This window comes from Actinomadura macrotermitis (assembly GCF_009604375.1).
GTDB lineage: Bacteria > Actinomycetota > Actinomycetes > Streptosporangiales > Streptosporangiaceae > Spirillospora > Spirillospora macrotermitis.
In genome coordinates this window covers 1,046,698-1,064,846 of sequence record NZ_WEGH01000002.1, presented here as the reverse complement: position 1 = coordinate 1,064,846, position 18,149 = coordinate 1,046,698, and the positions used below count along the sequence as shown (strand labels likewise).

Annotated in this window: 14 protein-coding genes; 10 read left to right on the top strand and 4 right to left on the bottom strand. The window is 70.4% G+C overall.

The window, feature by feature from the left end; translation table 11 throughout:
* Positions 1-17 precede the first annotated feature (17 nt).
* Positions 18-1,634: a murein biosynthesis integral membrane protein MurJ gene (gene murJ, locus ACRB68_RS16810; RefSeq protein ID WP_235959411.1), complete on the top strand. Its 1,617-nt coding sequence runs from the start codon at positions 18-20 to the stop codon at positions 1,632-1,634.
* 178 nt (positions 1,635-1,812) lie between these two features.
* A complete protein-coding gene (locus tag ACRB68_RS16805; protein ID WP_153533375.1) occupies positions 1,813-3,399 on the top strand; it encodes a protein kinase family protein in 1,587 nt (528 codons plus the stop codon).
* Positions 3,400-3,766: 367 nt separating this feature from the next.
* Here ACRB68_RS16805 and ACRB68_RS16800 read toward each other — a convergent pair whose 3' ends face one another.
* A complete protein-coding gene (locus ACRB68_RS16800; protein WP_153533374.1) occupies positions 3,767-4,171 on the bottom strand; it encodes a hypothetical protein in 405 nt (134 codons plus the stop codon).
* Between the two features lie 860 nt (positions 4,172-5,031).
* On the opposite strand from ACRB68_RS16800, the gene sigM reads away from it, so the two are divergent.
* Positions 5,032-5,637 (top strand): RNA polymerase sigma factor SigM, encoded by a 606-nt coding sequence (sigM, locus tag ACRB68_RS16795; protein WP_153533373.1) that lies wholly within the window; start codon positions 5,032-5,034, stop codon positions 5,635-5,637.
* Positions 5,634-6,401: a hypothetical protein gene (locus tag ACRB68_RS16790; protein WP_153533372.1), complete on the top strand. Its 768-nt coding sequence runs from the start codon at positions 5,634-5,636 to the stop codon at positions 6,399-6,401. Before sigM ends, ACRB68_RS16790 begins: the two co-directional genes overlap by 4 nt.
* Positions 6,402-6,478: 77 nt before the next feature.
* Here ACRB68_RS16790 and ACRB68_RS16785 read toward each other — a convergent pair whose 3' ends face one another.
* Positions 6,479-7,048, bottom strand: a complete 570-nt coding sequence (locus ACRB68_RS16785) for a dienelactone hydrolase family protein (RefSeq protein ID WP_153533371.1) — start codon at positions 7,046-7,048, stop codon at positions 6,479-6,481.
* A gap of 188 nt (positions 7,049-7,236) precedes the next feature.
* Here ACRB68_RS16785 and trxB point away from each other — a divergent pair, with 188 nt between their 5' ends.
* Both trxB and trxA read left to right on the top strand, forming a co-directional pair.
* Positions 7,237-8,190 carry a thioredoxin-disulfide reductase gene (gene trxB / locus ACRB68_RS16780; RefSeq protein ID WP_328594313.1) on the top strand — a complete coding sequence of 318 codons (954 nt, stop codon included), beginning with the start codon at positions 7,237-7,239 and terminating at the stop codon, positions 8,188-8,190.
* A gap of 109 nt (positions 8,191-8,299) precedes the next feature.
* Entirely contained in the window at positions 8,300-8,614 is a 315-nt protein-coding gene (trxA, locus tag ACRB68_RS16775; RefSeq protein WP_153533370.1) for a thioredoxin, read from the top strand.
* Positions 8,615-8,678: 64 nt separating this feature from the next.
* On the opposite strand, the gene ACRB68_RS16770 is transcribed toward trxA, so the two are convergent.
* Positions 8,679-9,296 (bottom strand): GNAT family N-acetyltransferase, encoded by a 618-nt coding sequence (locus ACRB68_RS16770; RefSeq protein ID WP_328594312.1) that lies wholly within the window; start codon positions 9,294-9,296, stop codon positions 8,679-8,681.
* 284 nt (positions 9,297-9,580) lie between these two features.
* Here ACRB68_RS16770 and ACRB68_RS16765 point away from each other — a divergent pair, with 284 nt between their 5' ends.
* From ACRB68_RS16765 to ACRB68_RS16755, 3 genes are all read left to right on the top strand, one after another.
* Positions 9,581-10,813: an aminotransferase-like domain-containing protein gene (locus ACRB68_RS16765; protein ID WP_153534973.1), complete on the top strand. Its 1,233-nt coding sequence runs from the start codon at positions 9,581-9,583 to the stop codon at positions 10,811-10,813.
* A gap of 71 nt (positions 10,814-10,884) precedes the next feature.
* On the top strand, positions 10,885-11,826 hold the full coding sequence (locus ACRB68_RS16760; protein ID WP_153533369.1) for a D-alanine--D-alanine ligase family protein: 942 nt from the start codon (positions 10,885-10,887) through the stop codon (positions 11,824-11,826).
* Positions 11,827-13,526: 1,700 nt separating this feature from the next.
* Positions 13,527-14,309 carry an LLM class flavin-dependent oxidoreductase gene (locus tag ACRB68_RS16755; protein ID WP_328594311.1) on the top strand — a complete coding sequence of 261 codons (783 nt, stop codon included), beginning with the start codon at positions 13,527-13,529 and terminating at the stop codon, positions 14,307-14,309.
* A gap of 1,913 nt (positions 14,310-16,222) precedes the next feature.
* Here the strand turns inward: ACRB68_RS16755 and ACRB68_RS16750 are convergent.
* A complete protein-coding gene (locus ACRB68_RS16750; protein ID WP_194293341.1) occupies positions 16,223-17,290 on the bottom strand; it encodes a carotenoid 1,2-hydratase in 1,068 nt (355 codons plus the stop codon).
* Positions 17,291-17,487: 197 nt separating this feature from the next.
* On the opposite strand from ACRB68_RS16750, the gene ACRB68_RS16745 reads away from it, so the two are divergent.
* Complete coding sequence (locus ACRB68_RS16745; RefSeq protein ID WP_153533366.1) at positions 17,488-17,967, top strand: diadenosine tetraphosphate hydrolase; 480 nt, start codon at positions 17,488-17,490, stop codon at positions 17,965-17,967.
* Positions 17,968-18,149: the final 182 nt, after the last annotated feature.

Genomic DNA, 18,149 nt, shown 5'->3' with positions numbered 1-18,149 from the left:
GGGGCGGCGGCGGCATCATGCGCTCGGGCGCCATCATGGCGGTCGGCACCCTGGCGTCGCGCGTCACCGGCTTCCTGCGCACCGCGATGCTGGTCGCCGCGCTCGGCGTCGGCGCGCTCGCCGACGCCTACAACACCGCCAACACCGTCCCGTTCATCGTCTACGACCTGCTGCTCGGCGGCGTCCTGACCGCCGTCGTGGTGCCGCTGATCGTGCGCGCCCGCGAACGCGACCCCGAGTACGGCGCCCGCTACGAGCAGCGGCTGTTCACCCTCGCCGTGCTCGGCCTCGCCGTCATCACCGCGATCGCGGTGCTGCTCGGGCCGGTGTTCATCGGCATCTACGGCGGATCGATGCGCGGCGCGCAGCGCGACCTGGCGGTGCTGTTCGCCCGGCTGTTCGCGGTGCAGATCTTCTTCCTCGGCGTCAGCGCGTTCTCCGGCGCCATCCTCAACACCCGCAAGCGGTTCGCGGCGCCGATGTGGGCGCCGGTGCTCAACAACATCGTCATCTGCCTCACCGCCGCCGTGTTCCTGCTGGTCAGCACCGGCAAGGTCACCCCCGAAACGATCACCACGTTCGAGGTGGCGCTGCTGGCGGGCGGCACCATCGGCGGCATGGCGCTGCAGACGCTGGCGCTCTGGCCGTCGCTGCGCGGCTCGGGCTTCCGCTGGCGGCCCCGGCTGGACTTCCGCAAGGGCGAGCTCGGCCAGATGGGCCGGATGGCGGTGTGGACGCTGGCCTACGTGGTGATCACCCAGGTCGGGTTCGCGGTCACCACCCGGCTGGCCAACTCCGCCGGCGTGCGCGGCCGCGCCCAGCACCTCGGCGACGTCGGCTACACCCCCTACTTCAACGCCTACCAGCTCTTCCAGCTGCCCTACGCGATCATCGGCGTCTCGGTGATCACCGCGCTGCTGCCGCGGATGAGCGAGCACGCCGCGGCCGGCCGGATGGCCGAGGTCCGCGACGACTTCTCGGCCGGGCTGCGGCTCTGCTCGGTCGTCATCCTGCCCGCCGCCGGGCTGATGGGGGTGCTGGCCTCCGACATCACCACCGTGCTGTTCGCGCACGGCCAGACCAGCGTCGCCAACGCGCAGGTCATCGCGCAGGTGCTGCAGATGTTCGCGGTCGCGCTGGTGCCGTTCGCGGCCTACCAGCTGATGCTGCGCGTCTTCTACGCGATGCAGGACACCCGCACCCCGACGTTCATCAGCGTCGCGGTCGTGGCCACCAGCATCACCGCCGCGCTGATCGTCTACAACACCCTGGCGCCGCAGCACATCATCGTCGGCATCGCCGGCGGGTTCGCGCTCGCCCAGACCGTCGGCGCCCTCGTCGGCTGGGCGATCCTGCGGCGCCGCCTCGGCGGCATGGACGGCCGCCGCATCGCGGTCACCTACCTCAAGCTGATCATCGCGCTGTGGCCGCTGATCGGGTTCGGCTACGCGGTGCACGCGGTGGTCGAGGCCGGGCTCGGCGCGGGCCTGCTGCCCGGGATCCTCGCCCTGGCCGTCGGCAGCGCGGGCGGCGGCGCCCTCTACCTGGTGTTCGCGAAACTGCTTCGCGTCCCCGAGGTGCAGACCATGGTCTCCACCGTCTCGGCGCGTCTTCCCGGAGGCCGGCGGGGGTGACACGCGGCAAAGTGGGCCGGACGCGCCGCGATAAGTCAGCCGCCCACCGCGGTAACCACTACCATGTCAGGGACTACGGCTTGCGGGGCGACACCCTGGGAAACGCAAAGAGGAGGGTCGGAGGCGTAAGCTGCCACGCCACGAACATGGGATCTGACCACCTGCGCTGGATGGTGCCGTGAGCACGTCTGTGATCGAGCCCGGCACTCGGCTGGCCGGACGCTACCGCCTCGAGGAACGCATCAGCGACACCGGTGGCTCCTGCCTCTGGAAGGCCATCGACGAGATCCTGGCCCGTGCCGTCGCCGTCCGCACCTTCGACCCTGAGTTCCCCCGCATCGCCGAGGTCGTCACGGCCGCCCGCGCCGCGAGCCGCCTCACCGACCCGCGGCTGACCCAGGTCTTCGACGCCGACGACTCGGGCGAGAGCGCCTACGTCGTCAGCGAGTGGGTCGTCGGCGAGACGCTGGAGCAGATGCTGGCCAAGGCCCCGCTGGAGCCCGGCCGCGCCGCCACCCTGCTGTACGAGGCCGCCGAGGCCGTCGCCGCCGCGCACGCCGCGGGGCTGGCCCACCTGTGCCTGTCCCCGCGCGAGCTGGTCTGGACGACCGGCGGCACCGTCAAGGTCCTCGGCGTCGCCACCGACGCCGTCCTCGGCGACCGCTACGGCGACGACCCGGCCGCCGACGACGTCCGCGGCCTCGGCGCGATGCTGTACGCCGCCCTCACCGCCCGCTGGCCGGGCGACCCCGACTGCTCCGCGCTGCCCGCCGCGCCCCTGGTGGACGGCCTGCCCGAGGCGCCGCGCCAGGTCCAGGCGGGCATCGCGCAGGGCATCAACGACATCGTGTGCCGCTGCCTCGGCGTCGAGGTGCCGGGGTACGAGCCGCTGGCCAGGCCCGCCGATTTCGTCAAGGCGCTGCGCGGGGTGCCGCGCACGCCGCTGCCGCTGTTCGCGGGGCTCGGCAACGTCCAGACATCGCCGCGCGTGCCGCGCCCGGCTCCGGCCCCCACCACGCCCACCCCGCAGCCGCCGTCGGCGCGGTCGCAGCACCGCGAGCCCGCGCAGAGCTTCCAGCAGGGCCCGCCCCCCGCGTCGGCGCCCACCGCCCCGTCGGCCCACCCGCCGCACAACACCGGCGGTGCACCGCGCAAGAGCCCCAACCGCGCCCTCATCGGCGTGGCCGCCGCGGCGCTGACCGTCATCGCCGGCCTCGGCGCCTGGGCGGTGAGCAACGGCGGCGAGGACCCCAAGCCGCGCGCCACCACGGGCATCACCGACAACAAGACCAAGCAGTCCCAGCCGCCTAAGCCCACCCCGGTCAAGCTGCAGGCGCAGAACGCGACCGCGGCCGAAGATCCCATCAACGGCCACTACGACCACACGATCACCAAGCGCCCGGACGCCGTGATCGACGGCAAAGACGCCGCGGTGTGGGAAACGCAGTCCTACGCCAGCACCAACTTCGGCAACTACTCGCGAGGCCTCGGCGTCCTGCTGGACATGGGCCGCCCGGTCAAGGTGGCCAAGGTCCAGGTCAGCGGGGTCGAAGGCGGCGGCACGCTGCAGGTGCGCGTCGGCGACACCACGTCCCCGACGTCCCTCACTCCCATCGGCAAGAAGGCCAGCGACTCTGGAGAGACCACGATCGAGGCCGAGGGCACTTCTGGTGGCCGTTACGTCCTGGTCTGGTTCACCAAGCTGCCGCCTTCTCTGAAGGGCCGGATCGGCGAGATCACCATCTACGGCACCCCGGCGTCCTAGCCGGCGCCCAGACCTGCCTGGGCGCCTCCGCCCATCGCGTCGCCGAGATCGATCGCTCCTACAAGAGCAGTCCCCTCCCGCCCGGGGGCGGACCGCGTACTCCCATTGTCAAACGCCCAGGTCACCGCAGGGAAGCAGAACGGCGGGTTGTGGATAAGCGCCAGATGCGCTTATCCACAACCCGCCGTTCGTCCGCTCCCACTCTGCCCCAAGCTGCGCACTCAAGGCTTCTGTCCCGATCTGATGGCGGCCCGGTAACCGATCGACAGGGTTATCGTCGCCAACGGCGCAAGCGCCACAAAGGGAGACTGGAAGATCGAGTGGGCCAGCGGTGCACGAGCAGGTGGTGGCGAAACTCCCTACAGCGTCAGTAGGAACCGCTGCAATACCACTTGTCCTGATCGAAGTACTCTATGCAAACCCGCGCCTTATAGGGGTCGCTGTCCCAGTACCAAGCCGTGTTGTAGCGGGCCACACTGGAGCCACCGGCATCCAGGAGACCGACCCTCGAGACGGTCTTCCATGAACCGTTCCCCTTTTTGCGCTGAATCTTGACTCGGCAGCGCGTCGCCCAGTCATTCGACGTATAGAAGCGCCCTCGCGCGTACCACTTCCCCTTGCCCCGGTGGTCGATGTCCAGCTTTCCATTACAGCCGAATTTCCATATCGACTTCTTTCCGTAGTACACCTGAGCCGATGCGGGACTGGCCGGTACGACCACCACAGCACCGGCCAGGGCGGCTATCGAAAATCCCGCGATAATCTTTTTCATCCGACTCCCCGAATCTGACCGTTCTGCCCGACGAGCAACGGCATTGGATGTTGACAAGATTCATGATCTTTCCGTTCACGTCAAGTCAAAGAATGCTTTGGCCGCATTCGGACACCTGCATGGCGTGAATCGAGCAACCCGCTCACCACAATCCTCGCGCGGTCCGCCGGGCAGGTGTCCGTCGGTGCCCGAGCCTGCTGAGCCCTCGTCGAGCGTTGAGGTCGGGCTCCGCTCCGTCGGGCAGGCCGTCGCCGCCCCGTCAAGTGGGCCTAGGTACTGTGCGAGGTGGGGTCTTTCGGCCTCTGCTCTGCAGGGCTTTCACCTGAAGCGGTGGCGGGACGCCGACAGGGCGAGATGCTGGACGGGGCCGGTACTGAGGACGTGGTGTTCATTGACTTTCGGATAACCGGCGCCATCAAGGGAGATCGCTGGCCTTCTGCAGCTTCGACGAACTCCGGATCGATCGATCTGGCCGGATCATGTGCGGTGTTGCCTTCTTCGAGCCGGTGTCCCTGATCCGCCGGCCCGGCGCATGGCTTGTCCTCGTGGCGTTCCAGCATCGACCCGCCGGCCTCCCGGCGCCGTCTGCTGTCGCAGCGCCGACGCCGTATGCAGCCGACGGGCGGGTGTGTCCCCTCCCGCGTCGAGGGATGCCGAGGTCACGAGTGCACGGCGATCAAGGTGGGCGATACCGGGGCTGTGACGTGGGGGGTCGGCAGTCGGTATCGTGCCTGTGAGCAGAATGTCCCCTCCCCCCAGGAATCCGTGGTGTGCAACCCAGCAGGTGCGTCCGGGCGTTGTCACCCGGCGCCGATCGGTCCTGCCGCACGTGAGAGCGGGCGTCCATGGCGTCGGTGAGCATGCGGCGCGTTGACGAGGTACCGGACAAGGAGCTGCTCGCGCGGCACGCGCAAGGGGATCCGCACGCGTTCGCCGAGCTGGTGAACCGGCACCGCGACCGGATGTGGGCCGTCGCGCTGCGCACGCTCGGCGACCCCGAGGAGGCCGCCGACGCGCTGCAGGACGCCTGCCTGTCGGCGTTCCGCGCCGCCGGCCGGTTCCGCGGCGACGCCGCCGTGACGACATGGCTGCACCGCATCGTCGTCAACGCGTGCCTGGACCGCATCCGCCGCAAGTCGGTGCGTCCCGCCACCCCGATGGGCGACGACGCGACGTTCGACGCCGTCGCCCCCAAGATGCCCGACCCGACCGACGCGCACGGGGTGTCGCTGGACGTGCAGGCCGCCCTCGCCGCGCTGCCGTTCGAGCAGCGCGCGGCGCTGGTGCTGGTCGACATGATGGGCTACTCCGTCGACGACGCCGCCCGTGTCCTGGAGGTCCCGGCCGGAACGATCAAGAGCCGGTGCGCGCGGGGCCGGGCGCGGCTCGCGCCGCTTCTGGGCCACCATCGGAACCGTCGGGACCCGCGGAACGTCCGAGGTATGGAAGGAGGTGGCACATCTTGACGAACCCCGCACATTTTGACTACGACACCCTGGCCGACCTGGCCGAGGGGCTGCTCGAGGACGACCAGGCCGCCTCCGTCAACGCGCACCTGGAAACCTGCGCCGAGTGCCGGGACCGATCCGCCGACCTTGCGGACGTCTCCCGGCTCCTGGCGGAGGCACCGGTCCCGGCCATGCCCGCCGAACTGGCGTCGCGCATCGACTCCGCCATCGCGGCCGAGTCGCTGCACAGCGCCACCGTGGTGAGCCTGGAGCAGCGACGCGGTAGGCGCCCTTGGCGGATCCTGTCGGCGGCGGCCGCGACGGTCGTGGTGCTCGGCGGCGGAGCGATGGTCGGCACGGCCGTCCTGGACGGCGACAACAGCGGCGACAGCGCGGCGAAGATGCCCGCGACCGATCCGGGCTCCAACGCCGCGCCCACCCAGAGGCTGATGGGCGCCGCGCCGCCGTTCACGGTCGCGCACAGCGGCACCGACTACCGGCCCGGCCAGGTCGGCGCGCAGGTCAGGTCGCTGCTCGGCAAGGGCCAGGAGCTGCGGACGCAGGGCGACCAGCCCTCGGCGGTGCTGCGCGGCTGCGTCGACGCGCTCGCGAACGGCAGGCGCCCCGAACTGGTCGACCGGGCCCGCTACAAGGGCGCCCCGGCCCTGGTGGTCGCGCTGCCCGGGACGAAGTCCGGCACGCTCGACCTCATGGTCGTCGGGGCGAACTGCACCGCGCAGGACCACCCGGTCCTGGAGCAGAGCACCGCCGCCGCCCACTGACAACGGCCCCGGCCCGCCGGCCGGGGATGACGCATGCCAGGACCCGCGCACACGGTGTGCGCGGGTCCTGGCGTTCGCTACAGGTCGGCCAGGAAGTCCAGCGCGATCGCCCACGCGCGCCCGGCGGCCTCGGCGTCGTAGTCGGGCAGGCCGGGGTCGGTGAACAGGTGCCCGGCGCCCCGGTAGCGGAACACCTCGGCGTCGGCGCCCGCGCGCCGCATCCGCAGGTACCAGGCGTTCAGCCAGTCGACGGGCTCGGCGGTGTCGGGGTCGGCGACGTGCAGTTGGACGGGGATCTCGGTGGAGGCGTCGTCGGCCAGGTCGGACGTGCCGTGCATCAGCAGCAGCCCGCCGGCCCTGTCGTCGGCCAGGGCCAGGTTCTGGGCGAGCGCGCCGCCGAGCGAGAAGCCGGCGTAGACCAGGCCGCGGCCCGAGATCGGCGCGGCGGCCGCGACGGCGCGCCGCAGCAGCTCGTCCCGCCCGATCTCCTCCTTGATCGCGATGCCCTCCTCGGGGGTGTCCACGACGCGCCCGTCGTACAGGTCGGGGACGTGCACCTCGTGCCCGGCGGCGCGCAGCCGCTCGGCGGCCTGGTGGACCGCGGGCCGCAGCCCGTACATGGAGTGCAGGAGAAGAATCGACGCCATGGGGAAAGCTTAGGGTCGCGCTCGCACGAGGCCGGGACCGGGCGGGAATCACCGGGGCCTAGGATCGGTTGACGCGACTGTCAGGCCGGGCCGTGCCGGAGGCGCACAGCAGCCGCGAGAGGCGCCGAGAGGCGGTCTCGCACGGAACCGCCGTGGCACCGCAGGCCAACGAGGAGAGGCACAGAACAGTGAGCGACGTCCGCAACGTCATCGTCATCGGCTCGGGCCCCGCGGGGTACACGGCCGCGATCTACGCGGCGCGCGGCGACCTCAAGCCGCTGGTGTTCGAGGGGTCGGTGACCGCCGGCGGGGCGCTGATGAACACCACCGACGTGGAGAACTTCCCCGGCTTCCCCGACGGCGTCATGGGCCCGGACCTGATGGACAACCTGCGCAAGCAGGCCGAGCGGTTCGGCGCCGAGCTCATCACCGACGACGTCACCGAGGTCGACCTGGCCGCCGACCCCAAGATCGTGAAGGTGGGCGAGGACGTCTACCGGGCGCGCGCCGTCATCGTGGCGACCGGGTCGGGCTACCGCGAGCTCGGGCTGGAGAACGAGAAGCGGCTGTCGGGCCGCGGCGTCTCCTGGTGCGCGACCTGCGACGGCTTCTTCTTCCGCGACCAGGACATCGCCGTGGTCGGCGGCGGCGACACCGCGATGGAGGAGGCGACCTTCCTCACCAAGTTCGCCCGCTCGGTCACCGTGGTGCACCGCCGGAGCGAGCTGCGCGCCAGCAAGATCATGCAGGACCGCGCGTTCGCCAACGAGAAGATCAAGTTCGCCTGGGACAGCGAGGTGACCGAGGTCCTCGGCGAGGACCGGGTGCAGGGCGTGCGGCTGCGCGACGTCAACACCGGCGCCGAGCGCGACCTGGAGGTCACCGGCCTGTTCATCGCGATCGGCCACGACCCGCGCAGCGAGCTGTTCCAGGGCCAGCTGGACACCGACGCCGACGGTTACCTGACCGTGGAGTCCCCCTCCACCAAGACCAAGATCCCCGGCGTGTTCGCCTGCGGCGACGTCGTCGACCACACCTACCGCCAGGCCATCACCGCGGCCGGCAGCGGCTGCGCCGCCGCCATCGACGCCGAGCGCTGGCTGGCCGACCAGGGCGCCGCCGAGCTGACGCACCAGGCCTGAGCCGAGGGTGGATCACGGGCCCGGTCCCCCGGGCCCCAGGGGAACGGCCCGCCAGGGCCGGCCGGACGCGGCGGCGGGGGTTCCGCCGCGGCGAAGCGAAGGAGAACCGATGAAGGCCGTGACCGACGCCGACTTCGACACCGCCGTCCTGAAGAACGACAAGCCCGTGCTCGTCGACTTCTGGGCCGAGTGGTGCGGCCCGTGCCGCATGGTCGCCCCCATCCTGGAGGAGATCTCCGGTGAGCACGGCGACAAGCTGGAGATCGTCAAGCTGAACACCGACGAGAACCCCGCCACCGCCGCCAAGTACCAGATCATGCAGATCCCGAACCTGCTGATCTTCAAGAACGGCGAGGTCGTCAAGCAGATCCTCGGCGCCAAGCCGAAGGCCGCGCTGATCCGCGATCTCGCCGAGTTCATCTGACCCCGAGCAGCCGAAAGGCCCCGTTCCGCCCGGAACGGGGCCTTTCGCGTGCGCTGAGATCGCCTCAGACGGGACGCAGCGCGCCCTCGGGGGTCATGGAGCCCAGCAGCCGCTCCAGCGCCACCTCGACGTCCTCACGCCACGACAGGGCCGACTTCAGCTCCAGCCGCAGCCGCGGGTACCGGTGGTGCGGGCGGATCGTCTTGAACCCCACCGACAGCAGGTAGTCGGCGGGGACCATGCAGCCGCCGGACTCGCCCTTCAGGTCGCCGAACGCCTCGATGGCCTTCACCCCGCGCCGCGTCAGGTCCTTGGCGACGCCCTGCACGAGCATCCGGCCGAGGCCGCCGCCGGTGAACTCCGCCAGGATGTGGCCCGTCATCAGCAGCACCGCGTCGGCGCTCACCGGGCTCGTCGGGAACGCCACCGAGCGCGGCACGTACAGCGGCGGGGCGAACATCACGAAACCGGCCGGGACGTCGTCCACATAGGCGATCTTCCCGCAGCCGCCCCACTCCAGCAGCGTGGCCGAGATCCACGCCTCCTTCTCCAGCGCGGGGTCGCCGGTCTTCACCGCGCGCTCCCCGCTCACCGGGTCCAGCTCCCAGAACACGCAGCGGCGACAGCGATGCGGGAGATCGTCCAGGTTGTCCAGCGTGATGTTGACGAGACGACGCGACACCGGAAAGGCACCCCCTGAGGGCTCGTGAGTGCGTGGCGCGTGCACCGTCGGAGCGCCAATTCGCGGAAATCCCCGGCAACACTCCGGGACCCTCGGGCATCGTATCCGACAGGGGGACCGTCCACCCTGGAGCTCCGGCCCGCCGCCACCGGGGGCAGCACACCCGCTCCCACAGGCCATGCCGTAGTTTGCTCAGACATCCGAATCACCCGTGGAGGTGCCTCGTGGAACAGCACGCGCGTACAGATGCCTACGTCGACCGCTACGCCGCCCGCGCCGCCGGGATGGTGCCGTCGGAGATCCGCGCCCTGTTCGCCGTGGTGTCCCGCCCCGAGGTGGTCTCCCTAGCCGGCGGCGCGCCGTACGTGTCGGCGCTGCCCCTGGACGCCGTCGGCGGCATGATCGGCGAGCTGGTGGCGAGCCGCGGCGCGGAGGTGCTGCAGTACGGCTCCGCGCAGGGCGACGAGGGGCTGCGCGAGCGCATCTGCGAGGTGATGGCGCTGGAGGGCGTCCAGGCCGGCGCCGACGAGATCGTCGTCACCGTCGGCGCGCAGCAGGCCCTGGACCTCATCACCAAGATCTTCGTGGACCCGGGCGACGTGGTGCTCGCCGAGGCGCCGTCCTACGTCGGCGCGCTCGGCACGTTCGCCTCCTACCAGGCCGACGTGGTGCACGTCCCGCTCGACGACGCCGGCCTCGTCCCGTCCGCGCTCCGCGAGACGCTGGAGCGGCTGCGCCGCGAGAACCGGCGGGTCAAGTTCCTCTACACCGTCCCGACGTTCCAGAACCCCGCCGGCGTCACGCTCAGCGCCGCCCGCCGCGCCGAGGTGCTGGAGATCTGCGCCGAGTACGACGTGCTGATCGTCGAGGACAACCCCTACGGGCTGATCGGCTTCGACGGCGAGCCGATGCGGGCGCTGCGCGCGGACGACGCCGAGCGCGTCATCTACCTCGGCTCGTTCTCCAAGACGATCGCGTCGGGGCTGCGCGTCGGCTGGGTCCTCGCCCCGCACGCGGTGCGCGCCAAGCTCGTCCTGGCCGCCGAGTCGGCGATCCTGTGCCCGTCGAACTTCTCCCAGCTGGCCGTCCGCGAGTACCTGAACACCCAGCCGTGGCGCGAGCAGATCAAGGGCTTCCGCGAGCTGTACCGCGAGCGCCGCGACACCATGCTGGACGCGCTCGCCGAGCTGATGCCCGCCGGCTGCACCTGGACCCGGCCCGCCGGCGGCTTCTTCGTCTGGCTGACGCTCCCCGAGGGGCTGGACGCCAAGGCGATGGCGCCCCGCGCGCTGGCCGAACGCGTCGCCTACGTACCCGGGACCGGCTTCTACGCCGACGGCGGCGGCCACCGGCACATGCGCCTGTCCTACTGCTTCCCCGAGCCGCACCGCATCCGCGAGGGCGTCCGCCGCCTCGCCGGCGTCGTGGAGCAGGAGATCGTGATGCGCGACACCTTCGGGGGCGCCCTCCCGGCCGAACCCCGCGGCGTCCACACGCCCGGCCCCGACGTAGTCTGAGGCATCTCCGACGACGCCGGTCCCCCGACGCGGGGGACCGGCGTTCTTTCGTCTCCTGTGAAAGGCACGTCTTGGAACTCGGGCACGTCGTCGTCCTCGCCGGGGGTATGTCGTTCGAGCGGGAGGTGTCGCTGCGGTCCGGGCGGCGCGTCACCGCTGCCCTGCGGGCGCTGGACATCCCGGTGGTGCTGTACGACACCGACGCCTCCCTCCTGGACCGGCTGACGAACGACCCTCCGGACGTGGTCTTCCCCGTCCTGCACGGCGCGACGGGGGAGGACGGCTCGGTCCGCGGCGTCCTGGAGCTGCTGGGCCTCCCCTACGTCGGCGCCCGCCCGGACGCCTGCCGCATCGCCTGGGACAAGCCGGCCGCCAAGACCGTCGTCCGCCGCGCGGGCCTCTGCACGCCCGACTCCATCGCGCTGCCGAAGGAGGTCTTCCACGACCTCGGCGCGGGCGCCGTCCTGGACCGCGTGATCGGCGTCCTCGGCCTCCCGCTGTTCGTCAAGCCCACCCGGGGCGGTTCGGCGCTCGGCACCTCCGTCGTCCGGCGCGCCCAGGACCTGCCGGCCGCCATGGTCGGCTGCTTCGCCTACGGCGACGCGGCCCTCATCGAACGCCACGTCGAGGGCACCGAGGTCGCGGTCAGCGTCATCGAGCTGGCCGACGGGCCGCACGCCCTGCCCGCCGTCGAGATCGTCGCGCCGGACAGCCGGTACGACTACACGGCCCGCTACGACGCGGGGGACACCGAGTTCGTCACCCCGGCCCGGCTGTCCCCCGCGGCCGCCGCCCGCGCCACCGAGGCCGCCGTCACCGCGCACCGCGCGCTCGGCCTGCGCGACCTGTCCCGCACCGACCTCATCGTCGACGCCGACGGCGAGGTCCACTTCCTGGAGGTCAACGTCGCCCCGGGGATGACCGAGACGAGCCTGCTGCCCCGCGCGGTGAAGGCCGCGGGCCTCGACCTCGGCACGGTCTGCCACGACCTCCTGCTCCGCCGTTTCCCGTGAAACATCCCGCCAGCGGCCCGGCGAACGAGCAGCATGACTCGGGCCGCCGCGCAGCATCGCCTGGGGCCACTTCCAGAATTTGAGCGCAGCCACACCACCTAACGTGTGGCAGGCGCAGCCACCTGATGCACTTCTCAGCCTCCGGCGCACCGCATGCGAGCCGCCTCGCTTGCACCCACGTGGTATCTGCCGCGCACCCAGCACCACCGCCAGCGCCATGCATGGCAAACGGTTCCTGCCGTTCTCCCCAACCGCGCCCCCGGCCAGCGAACGGGGTGCATCCGCGCCGCCACTTCACCTGGCTGCCTGCTGCCCCTGGGCGGCATCGGTGTGCTCAAGACATGGCACGCGCGGTGCCTGTCGCTCTGCACCGGAGCCTGGTGCGCCCGCGTATGGCGCTTCAACCGCACACTCAGCTGGGAGGGGGCGAGCTACGCCCGTACCGGCCAGCAGCACCCGCCCGCCCCTACGTCCGTGCGGCACCTACAGCGCACTCAATCCAAGCGCCGACGACAAGCGCGGCACACACGGTCGCTGCTGCTCTCCCAGAGCCCCAGTGCGCCGCACTTGAGCCGCGACAGCCGCGCACACCCGACCCCAGCGGACGGACTGTATCCACGCCGCTCCCCACGCTTGGCTGCCCCTGCGCCCAGGCGGCGGCACCTGCCGCGCACCTCACCCCGACCTCAACGCCATGCAAGGTGCAGCACACGATGCTTGCTGTTTTCTCCAAGAGCTCCAGTGCGCCGCTCGTGAGCCGCCACCAACCGCAAACCCCCCTAGCGACGGACTACACCCGTACCGCACCAGCGCCTGACCACCGTTACGCTCATGCGGCATCGGCATCCGCGATTCCTGCCGCTCTCCCCAAGAACTCGGTACGCCGCGCGTGAGACGCGTCAACCGCACACCGGCTACCAGCACCCGGCTGCCCTACACCCAGGCAGCATCCGCTGCGCGCTCAGCTCGCGGCACGTGCGGATCCCTGCCGCCCTCTCCAGGAATCCCGATACGGGGCGCATTACCGCACACCGGCTAGCGGACGAGCCACATCCATGCCGCACCAACACCCGGCTGCCGCTACGCCCATCCAGCATCTGCTGCGCGCTCAGGTCTCGGCACGTGCGGATCCCTGCCGCCCTCTCCAGGAATCCGGTACGGGGCGGGCGCGTTGCCGCGCACCGGACTAGCGGGCGAGCTACATCCGTACCGCACTAGCACCCGGCTACCGCTACGCCCATCCAGCATCCGCTGCGCGCTGAAGTCGCGGCGCGTGCGGATCCCTGCCACTTTCCCCAGGCATCCCGGTACGGGGCGCGTTACCGCACACCGGCTAGCGGACGAGCCACATCCATGCCGCACCAACACCCGGCTGCCGCTACGCCCATCCGGCATCGGCACGTGCGGATCCCTGCCGCTCTTCCCAGGAGCCGCCTTGAGATACGTCGACCGCACACACCCAGTCAGGGTGGGCTGCGATGCTCTCCACCGCTCGGCTTCCGTCGCGTGTCAGGTCATGGCTCGTGCAGAGGATCGGCGCTCGGCGGGCCGCAAACGTGTAGGGCACGCCGCGCGGGCTCCACATGCTTCTGCGCCGTCCTGCCCATCAAGCCACCGCACGGTCCCTCTCGTGCGACCTTTGGGCCAAGACCGGAGTGTCGCCGGGCATCCCTGTGCCGGCACGTGTTCGGATCGGCCGGGTGCGCCATGCGTTGTACCTTCCGCCCTTCGGCGAGCTGGCCGACCCCGCCGTGCTCGCCGATCTCTCAGCCCGGGCGGAGGCTGCCGGGTTCGACGGCGTGTTCCTCTGGGACCACGTCGTACGCCCGAACCAGCCCGACCTCCCCGTCTGCGATGCGTGGATCGCCCTGGCGGCCATCGCCATGCGCACGGAACGGATCACGATCGGCACCCGGATCACCCCGCTGTCCCGCCGCCGGCCCCAGGACGTGGCCCGGCAGGCGGTCGCCATCGACCGGCTCAGCGCGGGGCGCCTCGTCCTCGGCGTCGGGCTCGGCGCGGACAACGGCGGCGAACTCTCCAAACTGGGTGAAGTCGACGACGCGCGCACGCGGGCCGAGATGCTCGACGAAGGCCTGGACGTCGTCTGCCGCATGTGGTCCGGTGAGCCGGTCACCCACCGGGGCCGCCACTACCGCGTCGACGGACTTCGGTTCCTGCCGCGCCCGGTACAGCGTCCGCGCATACCGATCTGGGTCGCTGCGCAGTCGGTCAAGCCCGCTCCCCTGCGACGGGCCGCCCGCTTCGACGGCCTCTGCCCGGAAACCACCCCGGACGGCCTGCGCCAGATGCTCGACCAGATCGAACAGCAGCGCGGGGATCTCCAGGACTTCGCGGTGGCGGTGGGCGGCGCCCCTGACGAGGACCCGGCCCCCTACCGGGAGGCCGGCGCCAACTGGTGGCTCGTCCAGTTCCCCGAACTCACCAGCATCAGCGACGTGACCGGCGTGCTCGCCGACTGAGCCCACCCCGGCCAAAGCCGCAGAGGAGCACCACCACTGCCCTCTCGGCTCGGGAAATGTGGCAGCCAACGTTCTTCCTGAGCCTGCAGATCGAATTCGCGCCCGTGCATACCAGGCCAATGCCGCCCCTACTGCCCGGCCGGCGCTCTTCCACGAAGCACTGCCTGGATCTGCTCGGCTTCCTCACGCCAGATCTCCACATCCTCCGGTGTGAGGGCGTAAGTGGGCCGGCCACGTACCGGGCCGGTTGCCGCCGCCCCGGCTGCCTTCCTCCCCTTCACCGGCCCCGGAGCTCCGCGTTCCGCGAGCAGTTCACCAAGCCTCCTGGCACGCGTTGGGCGCCTTCAGACCGTCCAGTGGGCCCCAGGGGGGTGCTGACCGCGTCAACCGTGAACCCGGACGCCCAGCATCACCGGGCCGCCAGCCCGCTTACTCGCTACGGCTACGGCTACGGCTACGGAAGAACGAACCAGCGACTTCTGCGCGACGGGCCCGGCAACGCACTGGGCCACCCTCGGATCCCATCCACCGTCAGACGAAATGGCCACGCCCGACAGATGCAACCGCCGACCCGGCAGTCCAGAGGCACCACCGAAGTTCCACCGGACAGACCTTAGGAACGCTCTGACGCGCTGCACTTCTCTTCGAGAGAACGCCAGCGAGTGCCTGCCCCATCCGCAGCAACCGCCTCTGCGTCGTTCTCAGTCGGGCGGCGCTGCGCACCGCCCACTTCTGCGGCTCATGCGCCAGCACCGGCAGGGCGGCCAGGCGAGCCTCGCCCGCAGCATCCGAAACGAAAGTCCGCTGCGCGATCGCTCTACAAAAGACCAGGTCCCCCGGCAGACCTACATCAGCAGTACGACCCGTCCCGTGCGAGACGTCCACGAGGGCGCCGTGCCAGCAGGAAGCCAACGCTCCAGACCTCCCCATGCGCATGTTTCACGGGAAACACGCGTCGCCGATCGGTCACCTAGCGGGCATTCCACGCCCAGGCCTCATCCCACTACTCCTGCTTCCGCAGCGCGGCCCGCCCGAATGAGTCGTCCGTGAGGAGGTTGCGACGCCAGAGAGTCAACGGTCCAAGCACCGTGAGGTGCGTGTTTCACGGGAAACATGGCTTCCTTCTTGCTGTGCAGGTGGCTGGGGTGTGCATCCATGGCTGGTTTCAGGAGGCATGCCGAGTGCTGTAGCTGGCGACTGAGTGCCAGGGTTGGTTTCCCGTGAAACAGGATGGAGGCAAGGGGGAGGCTCCGTGGTCATATGCCCTGTGGGTGGACGCGAGTTCGGCTGCGTACCAGGGGAGGCCCAGCGGTCGACGTCTCCCGAGACAAGTGGACAGATGGTGGCGCCCATCTGAGGCTGTGGCCAGGTAAGCCAACCCATCCGGTGGTGCAACGATGCTCGCACCTGATCACGAAGGCGGCACCATGACCACGGCGCTCACCTAAGTCTGCGGTCAAGGCAATCCGAGACGTCCGGCAGGCCTTCAACGATGCCCGCGCCTAGTCACGATGGCGGCTGTTATGGCTGTGGGGAACAGGGAGGCGCCTCAGCCTCCGCCGCAGAAGAATCCTGGTAGCCGGCTGCGACGGGCGGGCTCGCCAGGAGGCCAGGGAGGGCAGCGGCACCTCACTCGAAGGGCCTGCTGTGCTTCATATGGCCTCGCTGGGCCTGAGTCGCTCTACGTTTCACGGGAAACATGGGGCTCCTCTAGTTGGGCGAGTGGGTGAAGGCGCGCAGCGGGCGACTGTTTTCGCCGGGAATGCCGCAGCGCCTCCCGGTGGCCCGGCCGGTGATGAGTGGTCATCGGCGTTCGGTTTCCCGTGAAACGGGAGGGCCAGGGGAGGCGCTGTGGGCGTGCAGCGGATTCACGGGCGATATCGGAGGGCGTTTCCTCCGGTATCGCCCGTGAATCAGAAGGTGTCGTCCGGGGTGGTGATCTCCACGTAGCTCCGGCCGGTGACGGAGTCGCCGTCGATGGTGCCGGTGACGGACGAGTCGCCCTCCCAGTAGCCGCCGCCGGGAGCGTCCTCCCAGGCGACCTCCTGGTCGAGGCGGCGCGGCTTGATGGTGAGGCATCCGCCGGGGACGTGCACCTTCCAGCCGCTGGAGTAGCTGAGTCCCGTCACCGGGCTCTTCCACGTGCCGAGCGCCTCGGCGTACAGCGACTTCGCCGGGAGGTTCACCGTCGAGCCGTCCTTGCGGACGAGCGTTCCGGTCCGGCGCACGACGCCCGTCCGGTCCTTGATCAGGTAGACCATGTACTGGGTGCCGTTCGTGAGCTGGACGCTGAACCAGTCCCAGCTCCCGTAGCCCCGCGTGAAGTCGCCGTACTGGTGGTCGAACCAGGAGGTACCGGTGACCTTGATGGGCTCGCCGTGGTCCCAGATCGTCCCGGTCGTCTTGAGGTTGGTGTAGGAGTAGTAGAACGACTCGCCCCACTGCGCGTAGTCGATCAGGCCCTTCACGTCCTTGTACTCGCCGTGCAGGGCGGGCGGCGTCCGCTGCTCCAGGTTGAGGGCGAGCTTGTAGGACCCGTCCTGGAAGCCGCCGCCGAGCCGGTACTGGCCGCTCTTGCCGGCCATGTTCCAGTCCTGGACGGCGATGTCGTAGCCGCCGCCCGCCGGCAGGTTGTCGGGCTGGCCGGCCGTCCGCGTCTCCCACTTGAAGCCGTCGCCGGTGAGGTCGGTGACGGCGAGGTTGGCCGCGTAGCCCTCCAGGGTCGGGTACTGGATGCGGTTGCGGAAGAAGACCTGCTCGAAGCCGTAGGAACGGCGCTTGCCGCGCGAGTCCACCCCGTCGAGGTGGCCGGTGTAGTACCACCACTCACGCGCGGTGTTATGCGGGGATTCGTCCTTGGGGATCGACACCCCGGGCGTGCTCGCCGATGCGGCCACCGGCAGCGTCAGCGCGACGGCGAACGCCGCCCACAACGCGAGGAGGCGCCGCCCGGCCCGTCGGCCCCTGTGGTCTTTGATCATGGGCGCAAGATAGTACCGCCGCCACCGGCACAGGGATTTGCGACCAATATTGGCCGTTCCGGTCATCCATTGGCCTATCGGATCTTGTTTTTCCACGCTGGGGACGGTATGGCGCCTATGCCGCCGAAAAGGCTTTGCCGCTGTTTCCCGGCCAGCCGTCCGGGAGCGGGCGACCGTGTCCAGGTAGGTTCGAGGCCATGACCGGCGACTGGCGGCTGGACCGGATCGGAAGTGCGCTGCGTGGTGAGAACCCCACCGTGCTCAGGCATCTGGACGCAGGCTTCGCGGTGATCGGCGATGTGCAGTTCCTGCCCGGTTACTCGGTGCTGCTGGCGGACGACCCCAAGGTGGAGAGACTGTCGGATCTCCCTCGGAGCAGGCGGATGGCGTTCCTGTCCGACATGGACCTCCTTGGAGAGGCGGTCGAGCGGGCGTCCCGGCGCTTGGACGCGGCTTTCCGCCGGGTCAATCTGGAGATCCTCGGCAACACCGACCATTTCTTGCATGCGCACGTCTGGCCCCGGTTCGAATGGGAGCCGCCCGACCTGGTGGGCAGGCCAGTGTGGCTCTATCCCCGCAGCAGATGGTCCGACGAGCAGTACGCTCTCGGCCCGCAGCACGACCCCCTGCGCAAGGAGATCGGGAACGAACTGGACCGCCTGCGCTCAGCGAACTGAGGGAAAGCCGTAGAGCGGCTCCTCGCACGCGTGGGGCGTCTCACCGATCGCCTGCGGGCGGCGGATTGGCAGCAGGCTGGTCGTGGGGATGACCTCCTTGGGCGTGTAGGGGCTTCTGATGGCTTGGGAAGTACGGAAGGCCCCGCTGAACCGCATCGGCTCCGTAGGGTGTCGCCACGGCG

Coding starts and splice junctions, on each gene's coding strand:
- ACRB68_RS16785 (WP_153533371.1), bottom strand. CDS start 7,048: ATGGCGTCGATTCTTCTCCTGCACTCCATGTACGGGCTGCGGCCCGCG.
- ACRB68_RS16800 (WP_153533374.1), bottom strand. CDS start 4,171: ATGAAAAAGATTATCGCGGGATTTTCGATAGCCGCCCTGGCCGGTGCT.
- murJ (WP_235959411.1), top strand. CDS start 18: ATGCGCTCGGGCGCCATCATGGCGGTCGGCACCCTGGCGTCGCGCGTC.
- ACRB68_RS16750 (WP_194293341.1), bottom strand. CDS start 17,290: ATGATCAAAGACCACAGGGGCCGACGGGCCGGGCGGCGCCTCCTCGCG.
- trxA (WP_153533370.1), top strand. CDS start 8,300: ATGAAGGCCGTGACCGACGCCGACTTCGACACCGCCGTCCTGAAGAAC.
- sigM (WP_153533373.1), top strand. CDS start 5,032: ATGCGGCGCGTTGACGAGGTACCGGACAAGGAGCTGCTCGCGCGGCAC.
- ACRB68_RS16765 (WP_153534973.1), top strand. CDS start 9,581: ATGGTGCCGTCGGAGATCCGCGCCCTGTTCGCCGTGGTGTCCCGCCCC.
- ACRB68_RS16745 (WP_153533366.1), top strand. CDS start 17,488: ATGACCGGCGACTGGCGGCTGGACCGGATCGGAAGTGCGCTGCGTGGT.